The 17440-nt window shown below is 38.5% G+C and carries 13 protein-coding genes; 7 read left to right on the plus strand and 6 right to left on the minus strand.

From position 1 onward, the window contains the following. Positions 1-29 precede the first annotated feature (29 nt). Together ACIQZI_RS21220 and ACIQZI_RS21225 are read right to left on the minus strand one after the other, a co-directional pair. Positions 30-767 carry a LytR/AlgR family response regulator transcription factor gene (locus ACIQZI_RS21220; RefSeq protein WP_403077033.1) on the minus strand — a complete coding sequence of 246 codons (738 nt, stop codon included), beginning with the start codon at positions 765-767 and terminating at the stop codon, positions 30-32. Then, positions 745-2526 carry a LytS/YhcK type 5TM receptor domain-containing protein gene (locus ACIQZI_RS21225; RefSeq protein ID WP_403077035.1) on the minus strand — a complete coding sequence of 594 codons (1782 nt, stop codon included), beginning with the start codon at positions 2524-2526 and terminating at the stop codon, positions 745-747. The genes ACIQZI_RS21220 and ACIQZI_RS21225 overlap by 23 nt, the downstream gene beginning before the upstream one ends. Positions 2527-2747: 221 nt before the next feature. On the opposite strand from ACIQZI_RS21225, the gene ACIQZI_RS21230 reads away from it, so the two are divergent. Further along, entirely contained in the window at positions 2748-3077 is a 330-nt protein-coding gene (locus ACIQZI_RS21230) for an MGMT family protein (RefSeq protein ID WP_403077037.1), read from the plus strand. A gap of 167 nt (positions 3078-3244) precedes the next feature. On the opposite strand, the gene pepT is transcribed toward ACIQZI_RS21230, so the two are convergent. Next, positions 3245-4480 (minus strand): peptidase T, encoded by a 1236-nt coding sequence (gene pepT, locus ACIQZI_RS21235; protein ID WP_403077040.1) that lies wholly within the window; start codon positions 4478-4480, stop codon positions 3245-3247. Positions 4481-4749: 269 nt separating this feature from the next. On the opposite strand from pepT, the gene ACIQZI_RS21240 reads away from it, so the two are divergent. Then, entirely contained in the window at positions 4750-5751 is a 1002-nt protein-coding gene (locus ACIQZI_RS21240) for a zinc chelation protein SecC (RefSeq protein ID WP_403077042.1), read from the plus strand. A gap of 248 nt (positions 5752-5999) precedes the next feature. On the opposite strand, the gene ACIQZI_RS21245 is transcribed toward ACIQZI_RS21240, so the two are convergent. Beyond that, entirely contained in the window at positions 6000-7466 is a 1467-nt protein-coding gene (locus ACIQZI_RS21245) for an alpha-amylase (protein ID WP_403077045.1), read from the minus strand. Positions 7467-7707: 241 nt separating this feature from the next. Here ACIQZI_RS21245 and ACIQZI_RS21250 point away from each other — a divergent pair, with 241 nt between their 5' ends. Together ACIQZI_RS21250 and ACIQZI_RS21255 are read left to right on the plus strand one after the other, a co-directional pair. Beyond that, on the plus strand, positions 7708-8403 hold the full coding sequence (locus tag ACIQZI_RS21250; RefSeq protein ID WP_062186476.1) for a response regulator transcription factor: 696 nt from the start codon (positions 7708-7710) through the stop codon (positions 8401-8403). Beyond that, positions 8381-10630, plus strand: coding sequence for a sensor histidine kinase (locus tag ACIQZI_RS21255; protein ID WP_403077048.1), 2250 nt, complete (start codon positions 8381-8383; stop codon positions 10628-10630). The genes ACIQZI_RS21250 and ACIQZI_RS21255 overlap by 23 nt, the downstream gene beginning before the upstream one ends. Before the next feature lie 323 nt (positions 10631-10953). Here the strand turns inward: ACIQZI_RS21255 and gdhA are convergent, their stop codons facing one another. Next, complete coding sequence (gdhA, locus tag ACIQZI_RS21260; RefSeq protein WP_062186472.1) at positions 10954-12333, minus strand: NADP-specific glutamate dehydrogenase; 1380 nt, start codon at positions 12331-12333, stop codon at positions 10954-10956. A gap of 396 nt (positions 12334-12729) precedes the next feature. Here gdhA and ACIQZI_RS21265 point away from each other — a divergent pair, with 396 nt between their 5' ends. The 3 genes from ACIQZI_RS21265 (at position 12730) to ACIQZI_RS21275 (ending at position 15818) form a co-directional block, all read left to right on the plus strand. Beyond that, positions 12730-13065: a LysR substrate-binding domain-containing protein gene (locus tag ACIQZI_RS21265; protein ID WP_403077165.1), complete on the plus strand. Its 336-nt coding sequence runs from the start codon at positions 12730-12732 to the stop codon at positions 13063-13065. 335 nt (positions 13066-13400) lie between these two features. Next, positions 13401-14417: a PTS sugar transporter subunit IIC gene (locus tag ACIQZI_RS21270; RefSeq protein WP_403077051.1), complete on the plus strand. Its 1017-nt coding sequence runs from the start codon at positions 13401-13403 to the stop codon at positions 14415-14417. 207 nt (positions 14418-14624) lie between these two features. After that, positions 14625-15818 (plus strand): class I SAM-dependent rRNA methyltransferase, encoded by a 1194-nt coding sequence (locus ACIQZI_RS21275; RefSeq protein ID WP_062186467.1) that lies wholly within the window; start codon positions 14625-14627, stop codon positions 15816-15818. Between the two features lie 170 nt (positions 15819-15988). Here ACIQZI_RS21275 and ACIQZI_RS21280 read toward each other — a convergent pair whose 3' ends face one another. After that, positions 15989-17278 carry a dicarboxylate/amino acid:cation symporter gene (locus tag ACIQZI_RS21280; RefSeq protein ID WP_403077054.1) on the minus strand — a complete coding sequence of 430 codons (1290 nt, stop codon included), beginning with the start codon at positions 17276-17278 and terminating at the stop codon, positions 15989-15991. Positions 17279-17440 lie beyond the last annotated feature (162 nt).

Genomic DNA, 17440 nt, shown 5'->3' on the forward strand with positions numbered 1-17440 from the left:
CAGAAATGGAAAGGTGAAATGCAAAATATTCAAAAACCGAGTAGTTGCTTTAATTCTTTTACATAGGTACGGCTAACAGGAACTTTGGAGCTGTCGTTCATGATTAAATGATAGGTAGAATTAAACCAAGGTTCTATTTCTATAATATGGTCCATGTTCACAATGAAACTGCGATGAACTCGGATAAATTGTCTTCCGTTTAGCTTTTTCTCTAGAACAACCAGTGCTTCACTGGTTTTATATGTGTGTTCCATCATTTTAATGATGGTTTTCCCCTCAAATGACTCTAAATAATGAATGTCAGCACATGTTAATAAAATAATTCTTTCATCTAAAAGGACAGCAATTTTTCCAGTGTGGTCCTTTTTCAAAGAATGGTAAATGTTGTTTTCTTTCTCACCTATTCTTTGCATTTGCTGGATTTTCTCCAGTGTTTTTTGAATGCGAATTTCATCAAAGGGTTTTAATAGATAGTCGAGTGCGTTTAATTCAAAGGCTTGTAGGGCATATTCATCATAGGCTGTCGCAAAGACAATTGCTGGGATTGGGTCTAGAGTGAGCAACTGCTTGGCCAGCTGTAGGCCGTTATCTTCAGCAAGCTCAATATCTAAGAAAACTAGATCTGGTTTTAACTTAGGAATATCTACAACAGCATCTTCGAGACAATCACTTTCCCCTAAGATTTTGACTTGTTTGCTTCGAATGAGTAGATATTTCAATTCATCTCTTGCTAATGGTTCATCGTCAACTATATAGGCTTTCAACATTTTGATCGAAAACTCCTTTACTATCAAGCGGGATGGCAATCGTAATGGTTGTCCCAAGATTTACTTCACTGTTTATAGTTAAACTAGCTTGGCCATTATAAATGCCATTTAAGCGCTGACTAATATTAAAAATGGCAGTGCCTGTCCCTTTTCTTGACTGCATGATTTGTTTACCAAGTAATTCAATTTTTTCAGCGGGAATTCCTTTCCCATTATCTGTGACAATAATTTGCATGGTCTTATTTTGGGTGAAAATCTGGATGGTGATGTATCCTTCGTTCTTGCTTTTTCCATTGCCGTAATGAATGGAGTTCTCAACGATCGGTTGCAAGGTAAATGGCGGAATAAGTACTTTCTCGAGACCGGGTTCTATTTGAAAGTTAATGTCGTACTTGTCTGGGAAACGAGTTTGTACTAATGACAAGTAGGCTTTGACATTTTCTAATTCCTTTTCTAAGGGTATGAGCATCTGTCTCGCACCATGTAAATTGCCTCGGAAAAATGAACTTAGATCAAGAAGTAACTTTCGAGCCTTATGTACATCTGTACGACATAGTATGGAGATTGTATTCAGGCTATTAAATAAAAAATGCGGGTGAATTTGTGCTTGTAAAGCTTTAATTTCTGCATCTTTCAACAGTTTCATTTGCCTTTCTGCCTCTGCAAGCTCTAATTGTGTGGAGAATAAGTTAGCTAAACCTTCTGCTAACTGTTGCTGTACCCGATCTAACTTATCTGGTTGGGTAAAGTACATCTTTAATGTACCTACTGTTTTACTTTGTACCTTTAAAGGCAATACGATGGCTGCCTGTAATGAACAATGGTTATGAAAGCAGAAGATTTCTTCTCTTGACCTTGCCACAGAAATGTTTCCGATTTCAAGGACTCGTTTGGTTAAACCTGTAGCAAGTTGTGCTTTAGGTCTATGATGGTCGGAACCTTCCCCAACATGAGCAAGGACTTGATGTTCATCTGTTATCGCCACTGCATCGGCATCTGTTAGCTTCAGCATAATTTTTGATATTTCCATGCAAGAACGATTGTTTAAACCCTGTCGAAAGAAAGGTAAGGTTTGGTCGGCGATATGAAAGGCTCGGTTGGTTTGGCTTGCGCGTGCCCGTTCTTCGTCACGTATTATCGATTGAATGATGAACATAAACAACAATGTACCGAATCCATTGACGAAAATCATAGGAAGCCCGATGATTAGAACAAGATTCAGTGCATGGTCAAACGGCTTAGCCGTCATTAAAAGGATTAACATTTGTACAGTTTCTAATGTCATTCCGATCAAGACAGCAAAAGTAGACGTTATTTTTTTCCCATTCTGTTTTCGTTTGCTGCCAAAATATCCAGCAGCAATTCCAGCCAATATTGTAGAGAGTGCACAAGAAAAAGCTGTAAACCCACCAAGTGTATACCGGTGAACACCTGCAATTAGACCTGCTCCTATACCAACCGTTGGCCCACCGAGTAATCCGCCAATAACAACACCCATCACTCTTGTATTCGCCAGTGCACTTTCAGGGTCTATTTCTGATAGCCACTCAGCTTTCGCAATGGTATTATGATGAATTTCAATTCCAGTGTAATTACTGATGACTCCGAATGCCCCGAAAAGCAAAATGAGCATGACTTTTTCATTTGTTTTGTGCTTATTTTGTACAATTTGGCGAAACGATTTCACTTGAGAGAATAGAAAAGCAACAATAACAATAATTCCGACTTTTTCAAGCATTAATGGTGCTAGATTAAACATAGTCACCCGTCCTTTATTATTCATTCAAACGCGAGATAGGTAATCGATAGAAATTTGCCTTTTCCATCTCATTATAAGTTTTTTATGTATACATTAAAGGTTAATAATAATCAGATCATTTCATATAAAGCGAATTATACTTGTTTAAGAGAGTTTTCGTACTCTTTCTTAATCGATAAGGTTAAAATATGGTTAATCAGAGTAAAAATGAAAGGATGAACATGAAGCCATTTACTGAAAAGGTAATTACTATTATTCAAAATATTCCAGAAGGAAACGTCATGACCTATGGCCAAATTGCTAAATTAGCAGGTAGTCCAAGAGGGGCGCGACAGGTTGTCAGAATCCTTCACTCCATGAGTGGAAAACATCATCTTCCATGGCATCGGGTCGTAAATGCAAAAGGCAAGATTTCCATGAAAGATGATGAGCACTTTCAGATTCAAAAGCTATCCTTGCAAAGTGAGGGGGTTGAATTCTTGTTAGACGGCTCCATTAATCTTCAGGAATTTCAGTTTCATCCAGCGATCGTGCATGAAGACTTAAAATAGACAAAGTGACTGGTGACCGCATCTTATATTGTGCAACATAAAGGAGGATGCCTTAGGGGCTGACCTCGTGAAAGGGTCAGACCCCGCAAATCCCAATATACTGTTCAAATTAAGCGTAAGTATTACTCTGGACTTTATATAGAGTGCGAGTTCAGACCCTTATCAGCTCACTTCGCCTTTTCCTCAAATAACTCAGCAATGCCAACGATTACGTTTACAGATTTCATCATATTGTCTACTGAAACAAATTCGTATTTTCCATGGAAGTTCTCTCCCCCAGTAAAAATATTCGGCGTCGGCAGTCCCATATAAGATAGCTGAGATCCATCAGTTCCACCTCGAATCGGTGAAATCTTTGGTTCGATATCTAATTTTTTCATTGCTTCATAAGCGATATCAACAATCTCTTTGACCGGTTCGATTTTTTCTCTCATATTGTAATATTGATCCGTCATTTCGAGTAGAATGCTGTCATGGCCGTATTTTTCTTTTAATTCGTTTATGATGTTTTCAAGTTTCGTTTTCTTCGCTTGGAATTCGTCTTTATCAAAGTCACGAATAATATAAACGAGCTTCGTTTGTTCAACATCTCCTTGGAATGAAAGCAGGTGATAAAAACCTTCGTAGTTTTCCGTTAGCTCTGGAGCTTGTTCAGCTGGTAGCTTGTTTTGTAGCTCCATAGCAATTTTCATCGAGTTGATCATTTTACCTTTTGCTGTGCCAGGGTGGATATTGGTACCATTCACTGTAATCTTAGCGCCAGCTGCGTTAAAGCTTTCGTATTCTAGTTCACCAAGTGGACCACCGTCTACTGTGTATGCGTATTTTGCATCAAAAGCAACAACGTCGAATTTATGAGGACCACGTCCAATTTCTTCATCAGGTGTAAAGGCAATCCGAATTTTCCCGTGTTTGATTTCAGGGTGCTGAATCAAATAGCTCATGGCTGTCATAATTTCAGCAATCCCGGCTTTATTATCAGCGCCAAGAAGCGTCGTGCCATCTGTTGTAATGAGCGTGTGGCCTTTATAGTCTGTCAAAGAAGGGAAATCTTTTGGTGAAAGGGTGATATGTAGATTTTCGTTTAAGTGAATATCATTTCCATCATAATTTTCAATGAGCTTCGGCAAGACATTTTTTCCTGTGAAGTCTGTTGCTGTATCAATATGTGCTAAGAAGCCGATTGTTGGTACGTTCTTCGTTGTATTTGCTGCCAATGTTGCCATCACATACCCGTTTGCATCCATCGTCACTTCTATCATGCCAATTTCTTTTAGCTCTTCAACAAGCATTTGTGCGAGAGTCAGCTGACCAGGTGTTGAAGGACAAGTTGGACTTTCTTCATTTGATTGGGTATCCAATTTAACATAAGTAGTAAAGCGTTTGATGATTTCATTTTTCATTTTAGTTCAGCTCCTTTGAATAGATATGATTATCTTATCACGATTAGCTCACCCGTTCACATAGAGGGTTCATGAAACAACCTTCACTCAACTAATCAAAGCTTCACAATGAGAATGAATGGAAGTATCCTGCTCATCGTTTCCTACTGAAAAAAGGACGAATGTTCAGTGGTGGGTTTTCTACACTTCTTATGATATAACTGTAGTACGATTTACAATTGAAGGGAGCAGAACCATTGCATTTTCTAGAAAGAATTGAACCTCATCTAATGAGCGAAGATGTTCATATCAAGGAATTCGTTTTACAAGTATTGCGTGATTTTCCACGTGTCCCAGAAGAGTGGACGACAAAATTGGTTAAAGGGATGGTTGATTCCGAGTCTAATTCTCTGCTTATGGAGTTAAAAAAGCATACATTGAACGAAGAAGCTGTAAGGTTTCTAATTGAAGGAGCAAAAGCTACAGCCCCAGAACAGCTACATACGTATCAGCAGATACTTACAGTAGTAGAGCCGGAGTTAGCGATGAAGTACAAAAGAGAATTATCTGCTCTTTTATCTGAGGATGTCTTTCGATTATATGACATTCTTCTGCATGGAGATGAGCGCCAAGTATGGACGGAGTATAGTCGGTTACTTGATGCACTAAATCGTTCCCAGGAATATAATGAAGCCCTTTTTCAACAGACAAGGCATACAGCCAATGTTCTTGCAAAAAAAGGTTGGATTAAGGATGCTGAGCTTGCTCATATATTAAATGAAAATTTGAATGAAGACTATTTCAATTTTGCAGGGATCTTCACTGTTTATTTAATTGGAGCGCTCGGGAAAAAAGAGTATATTTCACTACTGGCGGGCCTTCTGACAAGAGAAGATGATATTTTATTGGAAGTTACAGCAGATGTATTGATCAGCTTTCAAAGCGACCAAGTGGTGAATGAGGTTTCTCCTTATGTAAAGAATCCTGATGCCATTATTTACGGAACGTCCATTCTTGGTACGATTAAATCAGATTTGGCTGTGCAAGAACTGAAGAAAGCCTTCGATGCATTAGAGTATGAAGAAGATGCAGCATTTCTCATTGAAGCATTAGCCCATCAATTAACGGATGAAGCAAAACCGTTCATTGACGGATATATGGAAGAAGGCATTGAATCGTTTATGATTGAATCAGAACAGCTTGCATACAGCTATTATAAGATCATGGGGTATGAGCATCCGGAACTGGGAAACTGGCGAAAGCTTGCAGATGCTAAGGAAAGTTCTTTTTAGAGAGACAAAAGGGGGCAGACAAAATCTGCCCCCTTTTGTCTTGTATGAAGGATATGGGGCTTGGCGACTTATTAATCAAGACAATCTACTTCTTTTATTATAGAAAGTACCTTGAAATTCAGCTTCGCACCGCCACCATTGTGATTAGGTGAATGTAGCGTGTGATTGATCCTTCATAGTAAATGGTGGTGTTTTAATGCCATATAGGTTTTGTATGAAAACATCCAATTTACTGTAGTATTTAAGTTTTATTCATCGTCTGAACTCACTTCATCCAATGCCCACACTGAAACACTTCCGCCTGTAACAGGGAATTCTGCAAAACCATCATCGGCAATTGTAATTCTATCTTGCCGATTATTCGTCAGATCTGTCCAATCTTCACCAGCACGGTCTTCGCCAACGAACATTCTTTTTTTGCCACTGTCACCATTAGAAACAATAACAGCACAGCCAGAATGTTCAATTTCTCGGACGCCACGGCGAACCCAGCCGATGATATTCTTATGATCGAAGTAATCCTCTTGATCGCCGTATGCTTTGTGGTAACGAGCAAAGAGAAGGGGATCGATGTCTGCCTTTTTTCCTGGGATGGGTTCAGGCCCACCTATGCCATAATAATCGCCATAAAAGACGCAAGGGTAGCCATCTTTTCTGAGCAAGATTAATGCATAGGCTATTTGTTTGAACCAATCTTCTACCCAAGATTCTAAGGATTCGTTAGGTTGTGAATCGTGATTATCAACAAAAGTTACGACATTCATTGGATGGGAGTGGACAAGTGTATCATTAAATATCGTTGCGAGGTTATATTTCCTACCAGCCTTGGAAGCCTCGCATAATTTATAATGAAGAGCCACATCAAAGAGGTCAATCTTATATTCAGTATGGTCAAGGTAGGAGCGGCAAGCTTCTAAATCAGGATTCCAGAATTCCCCGACGAAATAGAAATTTCCCTCTGTGTGTTCAAGCATGGCATCTGAAAAGTCTCGGATAAAATCGTAGTTAATATGCTTAATTGCATCTAATCGAAACCCATCACATTGAACGGTATCGATCAGCCATTTCCCCCATGAAATCATCTCTGGGGTAACAGCCGGATGTTCATAATCAATATTCGCAAACATTAAATAATCGTAGTTTCCAAATTCATCTGCCACTTTGTCATTCCACTTTTTATGTAAAATGCGGTAGATGCCTATCTTGCCCGTTCTGGCATCATAATCGGTACCATTAAAATGTTCATAGCTCCAAGTGAAGGTAGAGTATTGACCATCTCGATTCGGAAAAGTAAATTTCGTAAAGCCTTCAATTTCAAATGGTTCGGAAATCTCATCTTTTCGATTGAATGGGTCCACTTCAATGACCTCAAATGCTTCCGTTTCATCTGCACCTGCTTTATGATTCATGACTAGATCGACATAGACACTGATCTTGTGATCATGGCAGGTAGCGATTGCCTCGTGCAATTCATCTTTCGTACCGTATTTAGTTCGTACCGTTCCTCTTTGGTTAAACTCGCCAAGGTCGTAAACATCGTATACTCCATAACCGTTATCTTCAGCTGCTTGCCCTTTTGTTATAGGGGGAATCCATATACAGTCTATGCCACTTTCTTTCAATTTCGGTGCAGTTTCAGCCAACCGCTTCCAATGTGTACCGTCTGCCTCAACATGCCATTCAAAAAACTGCATCATCGTATGATTACGTTTCATGATTATCCCTCATCTCGACACTTCTTTATACACGATTAATCCTTCATGGTAGATGGTGGCGTTTTAACGCCAGATAGGTTTTGTATAAACCGAGTTACCTCAAATTGTACCCTAGATAGTGCTACTTTAAAACCTTAAGAAATTCTTAAGAATTCTAGTAAGTAAATGTTAAGATTTACCCTTTAGAATGTAAATTAATTCAAACTAACTCTGCTATAGTAAAGAAAGGAGTGTGAAAAAAATGACAAAACTATTTTCTGTATTGGTAGTAGATGATGAAAAAGAAATTCGCGATGCGATCGAAATATATTTGAAATATGAAGGCATTAAAGTCATTCAAGCTTGTGATGGTATTGAGGCTATAGAAAAGTTGGATGAGCAGCCGATTCACCTGATTATCCTAGATGTGATGATGCCAAGAATGGATGGGATTGCGGCAACTTTCAAAATTCGTGAACAAAAGAATATCCCAATTATTATCTTAAGTGCAAAAAGCGAAGATACCGATAAAGTATTGGGGCTTCAAGTTGGTGCAGATGATTATGTCACAAAGCCTTTTAATCCGCTTGAGTTAATAGCTCGCGTTAAATCGCAGCTCCGTAGATATGTGACACTTGGGACGTATGAAGACAGCAATAAGGTCATCGATTTAAACGGACTAACTCTGGATCCGGAAGCGAAGGTTGTAGAGGTCAATGGAGAGGCAGTAAAGTTGACGCCGATTGAATATAGAATTGTTGAGCTACTGATGAATCATCCCGGACGGGTCTTCTCGATTCAAGACATTTATGAACGTGTTTGGAAAGAGCCAGGCTATAATGCGGAAAATACAGTTGCCGTACATATTCGAAAAATCCGTGAAAAAATTGAAATTGATCCGAAAAATCCAAGATATTTAAAGGTGGTATGGGGAATTGGGTATAAGATGGAGAAATAGTTATCCATTAATTATATGGTTGGTACTATTTGTGATTGGTCTAAAAGGGGTATTTTTTATTGCCGATCAAGGAAGACAGTATATAAACAAGGATTATTATGAAACGGGTTTTTTTGAAGATCATTTCAGTCAATTTGTCGATACTCTTAACTTACTAGAATTAAATGACGTAACAGCAGATGATGTAAAAAGAGATCTTGTTGTGGCACCTGAGGAAATTGAAGAACATCGTTATCGGTATGGGGGCCTGTCTGAGCAGATTCAAACAATTAAAAATCAATACGAGAGTCGGATTTCTGAAGCGAATGTTGTGGGAAATAAGGAATCAGCTGAAGCTTACACAAAAGAACGTGATAGAAAAATAGCAGATATAACGAAAAACTTTAATAGTGATGAATATGTAGAAGCTAAGATTCGCAAGGAAAAAGAGCAACAGGTAGATCGTTACTTCAAAGAGCGCGAACTGAATTATCGTAATGTATTAAATAAGTATAAAGATGTGTTCCGGTACTACCTTAAAGATACTTCAACTGGTAAAGTGTTCACAAATGTGAATATGGATGGAAACGACAATATCAATGAGATTTTTACGAATAAAAGTATGCGGTATGTACGGACATTTCCTTCTAATAAATATGATTATCTAACACCAGGAAGTTATGATTCAGAATTAGAATTATTAACTGATATTCCAAGAATAGGAGCCGATAAACAGTTTGAGGGGAAAATAGCCGTTTCGAAATCTATTCCAGCAGCAAATCCAGTGATTCAAGATTACAAAGACTTTCAGATTGATAAAGCTTATTTTTATCTAGTTCTTGGGCTTACTGTTCTGTCAATCTGTTTATGCCTCTATTTTTATAAAAAAATAAGGCCGTTTCAGCGGATGACGGGAGCTATGTGGCTAAATTATTATGAGTGGGTTCCAGTAGATCTCAGGGTGGTTATTTTCGGAATTACTATGACGTTTGCTTTACCAACTTTGGCCTTCAATATGAAACCTGGCAGTTATGGCAATTTAGGTTCTTATGGGTATGGGTATGACAATAGCATCGATTGGGTAATCGATCTACTTGGGCTTTTTGCCATTACAATATGTATGATTGTGTTGGTTATGCTCCAGGCAGTTGAACTAATCAATACCTATAAAAAAGGTAGCAATCATCTAAAAGCTGAATGGGAACGATCCCTCCTATCTCGTTTGTTTAGAGCATTGCAGCAGTCATTTCTCTATAAAAGTGTCGGGGTCCGGATTATGATTATTCTATTCATTATTTTCACCTGTGGTTTTGCATTTGCTGCCGTTGTTTGGGAACCTTCGCTTATTATCGGTTATGTCCTAGGTTTATTACTTGTAGGACTGCCAACCGTATTGTATATATTTAGTCGTATCGGTTATTTAAATAGGATCATTAAGCATACGAATGAGCTTGTAAATGGAAATATGAACGGTGAGATACAGGTGAAAGGGAAATCTGTACTAGCTGGCTTAGCTCGAGATATTAACACGATGAAACAAGGGGTTAAATCTTCAAAGACTGAGCAGGCCAAAAGTGAACGATTAAAGACAGAATTAATTACGAATGTTAGTCATGATTTACGTACACCGCTTACGTCGATTATTACTTATTCTGAGTTGTTGAGGAATCCGAATCTAACAGATGAAGATCGGAATGCTTATATTGAAATCGTCAATCGAAAATCCAAGCGGTTGCAAGGATTGATTGAAGATCTTTTCGAAGCTTCAAAAATGGCAAGTGGCAGTATTAATCTTAACAAGGAACAGGCGGATATCGTTCAGCTTCTTCAGCAAGCGCTTGCCGAACATGATGAAGCCATAAAGAATTCAAAGCTACAATTTCGTGTGAATTGCCCAGATCATCCTGTATATGCCATTGTTGATGGCCAGAAGATATGGCGGGTGTTTGACAATCTGATTGGTAACACTTTGAAGTATTCAATGGAACATACAAGAGTTTATATTTCCGTTGAAAAAATGAACAATCAAGCCGTGATTACATTTAAAAATGTGACAAAGTATGAGCTTGGCGACAGTGTCGATGAAATGTTTGAACGATTTAAACGAGGCGATACGTCGCGTCATACAGAGGGATCAGGACTAGGGCTCGCCATTGCTAAGTCCATTATGGATATGCATGGCGGTGATTTAGATCTTGAAATTGATGGGGATTTATTTAAGGTTACTGTGAAAATAAATACGATGTAATCGAAACAGAAGAGATTGTCTAAAAAAGAGTCTAACCTCACATTCTATAACACCGTTTATTGTGTCATTTTCACGTCTTAAACGGTATATAGTAGGTGTGTGGGGGCTGACTCTTTCGTTATGAGACAATCTCTTTTATTTTTTCTTCAAATATCGTTGCAGCGATTAATAACAACTTCATAAGTGTTCAGACAGGGGGAGTATCCTTTATTTGTGAATAGGCTGATAGAGTACGTGAAACGGCTGATAAAATCGCACGCTAAATAAATACAGCCCAAAGCAGGATAATCTGTTTTGGGCTGTATAACATAAATCGATTCGAATTAGATAACACCTTGTGCAATCATATTGTCCGCAACTTTAATAAAGCCAGCGATGTTTGATCCAAGGACTAGGTTTCCAGGTTCACCGAATTCTTCTGATGCTTTTAAGCTATTTTCATAAATGTTTTTCATAATCGTTTGCAATTTTGCATCAACTTCTTCAAATGTCCAAGAAACTCGTGAACTATTCTGTGCCATTTCTAAAGAGGAAACAGCTACTCCACCAGCGTTCGCAGCTTTTGCTGGAGCAAAGAGAACTTCTTTAGTGTGGAAAAGGTCGATTGCTTCTAATGTAGAAGGCATATTTGCTCCTTCTCCAATTGCTTTTACTTGATTTGAAATAAGAATTTCTGCGTCAAATTCATCCAATTCGTTTTGCGTAGCACATGGTAGGGCGATGTCACAAGGTACAGTCCAGATGCCTTTGCTACCTTCAAAGTACATCGCATGCGGATGAACATCTGTGTAGTCGCTAAGTCGTTTTCTTTCGACTTCTTTCAATTGTTTTACAGTAGCTAAATCGATGCCTTTTTCATCGTAAATATATCCATTTGAATCACTGCATGCAACAACTTTTGCTCCAAGCGCAATGGCTTTTTCAATGGCGTAAATTGATACATTACCTGATCCTGATACTACAACTGTACTGCCTTCAAAGCTCAATCCTTTGCTCTGTAGCATTTCTTGTACGAAATAAACGACACCATATCCAGTTGCCTCTGTTCTGGCAAGACTTCCTCCATAGCCAATTCCTTTGCCGGTAAGTACTCCAGCTTCATAATTGCCTCGAATGCGTTTGTATTGACCGAATAAGTAACCAATTTCTCTTGCCCCAACGCCGATGTCCCCAGCTGGAACATCAATATCAGGACCGATGTGACGATAAAGCTCTGTCATGAAGCTTTGTGTAAAACGCATAACTTCAAGATCTGACTTTCCTTTCGGATCAAAGTCAGATCCGCCTTTGCCCCCACCAATTGCCTGACCTGTTAATGAATTTTTAAGAATTTGTTCAAAGCCAAGGAATTTAATAATGCTTGCGTTCACAGTCGGGTGAAACCTAAGTCCGCCTTTGTATGGACCGATTGCACTATTAAATTGAACGCGGAAGCCGCGATTTACTTGAACTTTACCTTTATCATCAACCCACGGTACTCTAAAGGTAATCATTCGCTCAGGCTCTGCAAGCCTTTCAAGTATGTTGTGTTCCATATATTGAGGGTATTTTGCGAATACTGTAGTAAGAGAGAGGAAGATTTCTTTAACGGCTTGATGAAATTCAGATTCATATGGATTACGTTTTTTAACTAGTTCAAATACGCTGTTTACATATTCTTCAGCTGCTTGTAATTGACCGTGTAATGGTTCTTGAACCACCATGATGTATCACTCCTTAAATAATTTACTTTTGCTTTGAATATAGTTTATCTCTTACGGGTAACCTTAACAATCTGAATAATAGATAAAAATCATGCCTTTTTGAGATGAAAGATGGTTTACATTATGAAACTAGGGCAAATTCAAGATTTTATTTTAATCAAGCACAATTCATAATGCGGCTTATATAGCTAAAATAGCAATGGCGGAAATCGAAATAGTCTTTCTTGGCCCTTTGTCACATGATGAGAAGAAGGGTTAGGGCGAAGTGTTATTTGACAATGGAGTTATAGCTCTCCTGCCAATTACACATTCACTTACGAATCGATCTTCTATTTGATGGAGGGAGTTACAGGGAGAAGGCTACATTTTGTTTCCTGAGGGCGTGTCTTACGTGAGATCTTTATTAAGGCATGCGGGTCAATTGGGTTTACACCACGGGGTGTTTTTGAAGTGCAAAATATTGTGCCGCTTTATGGGGCGCTAGCTGCAGGATTTGGGATTGCTTTAATACCTGAAATTACCTTAATGGATAGCCTTCCGCACGATGCAGTCAAGGTCCCAATCGTTGAACCTGTAGTAAGGAGAAATGTTGGAATTATTATTTCAAAGGAACGTTGGCTCTTACCTACTGAACAGTTATTTTATGATTTTACAGTAGATTTCTTTGCAAACTTAATGGATATGGAAAATGAATTAGTAAGAAAAGACCCGTATTGGGGTCTTTTTTATTAAAGTTCATATTAATATATTTAGAATATAACTTTGGTAGCGTTGTCAAGGAAAATAATTATTTACATTTTCTGAATATTATAATAGTATATTGATATACAATATTAGGGAGATTTTAGTCGTTTGAAACATAGATATAAACAACAGGAATTATATTTTCTTACTATGTTAAATGGGATTGAAGTAACCGTATATAAAATGAATGTTTTCGTTCTATTGTTCATGTTATTCAACAAGGTACACTGGTATGATACGTTTACCACTCACTCACAAAATAAACGAGCTAACTATTTATCTTATACCAACTAGAATATAAGCAAAACGGGAGAGTGAACAAGATGAAATGGAATTGGGTTGAACATGTAAGTAAGGCTTCGGCGGGAATTGCTAATGCGGTATTGGTGACACTTGGGATCGGGCTCTTGTTTGAATCATTTGGTGGGCTACTCGGCTGGGAAGCATTTGTTACGATAGGAGGAGCAACGAAAATGTTACTTGCTCCTGCACTTGGTGCGGGAATTGCCTATCAGCTAGGCGGTAATACACTGGTCATCTTTAGTGCAATGGCCTGTAGCACGATTGGCGGGGCGGCCATTCATCAAACGTCTGAAGGGGCGTTTACCATTGTCACAGGTCAGCCAATCAGTGCCGTATTAGCCGCGGTTGTTGCAACAATTGTAGGCAAATGGGTTATTGGACGTACGAAACTCGATATGGTAGCCATTCCATTTGCAGCCATTCTTGTTGGCGGTGTTTCAGGTGTCTGTCTAGCGGCAGTTACGACACCACTAATACAGAAATTGAGCGCAGCCATTACAGCATCGGTTCAAGGGTCACCGCTTATTGCTCCGATGGTCATATCTTTAGTGTTTAGTATGCTTTTAATGTCACCGGCATCATCTGCAGCCATTGCAATGGCACTGCAGTTAGATCCTGTTTCAAGTGCGGCTGCTTTAATTGGCTGTACCATTCAGTTTGTAGGATTTACGGTTATGTCGATGAAACAAAATGATTTGGGTGGCTTTTTGGCGCAATCATTAATCACACCAAAGGTTCAGTTCCCAAATATCGTAAAAAACCCACTGCTTATTATTCCACCGTTTGTGGCAGCGATCATTTGTGCACCCATTGCAACACTAGGGTTTGACTTTCAAGTCTCCTATGAGATTGCTGGATTAGGATTGAATTCATTGATCGCACCAATTAATATCGTATCAACACAAGGAGTAAGTGCCTTTTTAATTTACATGGCAACAGGTGTTGTCTTGCCCATTGCAATAACTCTTGGTTTATATAAAGCAGTTAAAATAGTTGGCTGGGTAAAAGTTGGCGACTTGAGAATGGAAATTCAATAAAAGACTATCCCATTGTAAATAGAGGCCTTACTTACAAATAAAATGATATTAAGAAAAGAGAGTGTTTCAAGGACTGTCCCTAATGAGACATTCTCTCTTTTTTTTCAAAAAAGATATCTGGTAATGCCAATAAAATGCTTAAACCACTTTGCATTTTTCCTGCTATGCATGAGATGATAGAAAGAAGCGTGAAAATTATTTTAAAGGATGTTACAAATGAATATAAAAATTAAAAACAGCTTCACTAATAAGATAGTTAAGGGATATCCGTTAATTGAAAAAGATGCTGTGATAAACAGCCAAGACCTCAAAGAAGAGGGAAAAATCATCAGAGTAACAGATGAGAAAGGGCAATTTCTAGGTAAAGGATATTATGGCATTCAAAACAAAGGAATTGGCTGGATTCTTACGCATAGTGAATCGGAAGATGTGAACCAGTCCTTTTTTGATAAAAAGCTGCAAAAGGCGATTGCGTTAAGAAAATCGTTTTTTGAAGATCCTAATACGACCGCTTTTCGAATTTTTAATGGCGAAGGCGACGGCATTGGTGGCTTAATCATTGACTATTATGATGGTCACTTTGTGTTGAGTTGGTATAGTGCGGGAATTTACTCATTTAAAGAGCTTGTGCTAAAAGCCTTGCTTAATAGTGTTGTGGTTAAATCAGTGTATCAAAAGAAACGCTTCGATACGAAGGGGCAGTATATGGACGAAGATGATTTCGTCATGGGAGAAGCGCCTGAATTTCCGCTGATTGTTAAAGAGAACGGTGTGAATTTCGCTGTGTATTTAAATGATGGAGCTATGGTTGGTGTATTCCTTGATCAAAGGGAAGTCAGAAAGACCATTCGTGATACATATGCAAAAGGGAAAACAGTGCTGAATATGTTTTCTTATACAGGAGCTTTTTCTGTTTTTGCAGCAGTGGGTGGAGCGATTAAAACAACAAGTGTTGACCTTGCTAATCGCAGCCTGCCAAAAACGAGTGAGCAATTTAGCATTAATGGTATTAACCCTGAAGAGCAGAATATTGTTGTGATGGATGTGTTCAATTATTTTAAATATGCAATCAAGAAGAACTTAATGTTTGATATGGTGATCCTTGACCCACCAAGCTTTGCTAAATCAAAGAAATTTACCTTTAGTGCAGCCAAGGATTACAAGAATCTATTAAAGGATACAATCGCAATCACAGAGGATGAGGGAGTAATAGTCGCCTCTACCAACAGTAGCTCCTTTGATATGAAAAAATTCAAAAGTTTCATCGACGCAGCATTTAAAGAAAGTGGATTTACATATAAAATAGAAGAGCAATTTTCGTTACCGGATGATTATCATACGATTAAGGAATTCAAAGAAGGAAATTATTTGAAGGTTGTTTTTATTAGAAAACTGAAGTGATAACCAAGATGGTGCTGTCCGATAACGAACGAGTCAGGCTCGTCCTTTAGGACAACTTTGTTTCACGTGGAACATTTTTTCACCATAATATGTAGCGTTCGAAATTCATTAAGAAAAAAAGAGGATGTCTCGAAGGGTATTGACCCTTCGAGACATCCTCTTTTCATACATTATACGGTTTCACTTCTTGAAAAAGACTTCTTCAACCAATTCTTCCCTTCAACAAGTCGTGTGACCATCATGGCACATACTGTGTTGCCTGTTGAGTTCAAAAGGGTCGCAGGAGCATCAATAATCGTACTAATTACGGCGATAATCGGCAGAACACTTGGTGGAAAGCCAAAAATGCTAAGGATCAGCATTTCGCCAATCATGCCACCTCCAGGGATTGCACCCATTACTGCTCCGACTAAGAAAGAGACAGCAAGAATACTTAAAATGCTTGAAGGGCTTGTCATGTCTTTGCCAAACAAAGTAAATAAGAAGACGATTTTCAATACACCGCCAAATACAGAGCCGTCCTTGTGCATGTTTGCACCAAGTGGGATCACTGTTTCGGCGATATCCTTTGGTACACCCATCTTGCGGGTAGATTCAAGATTTGCTGGAATGCTGGCAGCACTTGAACAGGTAGCGATGGCTGTGATGGATGGTGTAAATGCATTTTTCCAGAAAGTCTTAACGCCTTCACTGCGCCCCGCAAAATAAGCATATAACGTGAAGAATCCGAAATAGTACACAAGAGTTAATACGAGATAAAGAACAAATCCTCTGGCATACCCTTCAAGAATCTGTGGTCCAAGCTGACCGATCACTGCTGCAAAATAGGCGCCAAGTCCAATGGGAGCATAATACATGATGATCTTGACCATTTTCATCATTACTGCTGATCCGCCTGTTAGAAATGCAGCAACTGGCTTGGCCACTTCCCCTGCCAATGCTGTAGCAAGGCCGAAAAGAACAGAGAAAACAATGAGTTGAAGCATATTGCTTCGAGATAACAATAAAGAAAAGTCAGAAACGGTAAAGGTATTTACCAGCTGGCTAAGTGCAGATATATCTTCTAATGAAGTTTCTGGTTTTTCCGCTTGCGCCATTAAATTTTTAATAGCAGAAGTATCTGTGCCTTCTAATGGATTTATAATACTTGTTCCCAAAAAGGCCAGCAGAGCAGAAATAATTGCCGTCCCAAGGAAGACAATGAAAATGCTCCCCATAATCTTACCAAGGCGTTGCATACCGCCCATATTCGCGATGGCCGCTGATATACTAAAGAATACGAGAGGAACAATCATCATAAACATTAGATTAAGAAACAAATCACCTAATGGTTGTACAACAGATGTTTTTGTTCCGAATACAACTCCAGCAATACCACCAATGATGATTGCGATAAGTAACGTAAGTGATGATTTATAATTGGAAAAAAATTTTTTCAAAACATCTAATCCTACTTTCATGAAAAATGATATAGATACATAGAGTTTATTATTATATGTAAAATACAGTTTTACAGTCAAACTTTTGAAGGACTGTAGTAAACTCTGTCCAATTTATTAATAAAAACACCCATGAGTACGTCTGCCCCAGCTTAACGATAAAAAAGGTTCAGAGTCTCAAAT

This window comes from Peribacillus sp. NPDC096379 (genome assembly GCF_044762875.1).
Classification (GTDB): domain Bacteria; phylum Bacillota; class Bacilli; order Bacillales; family DSM-1321; genus Peribacillus.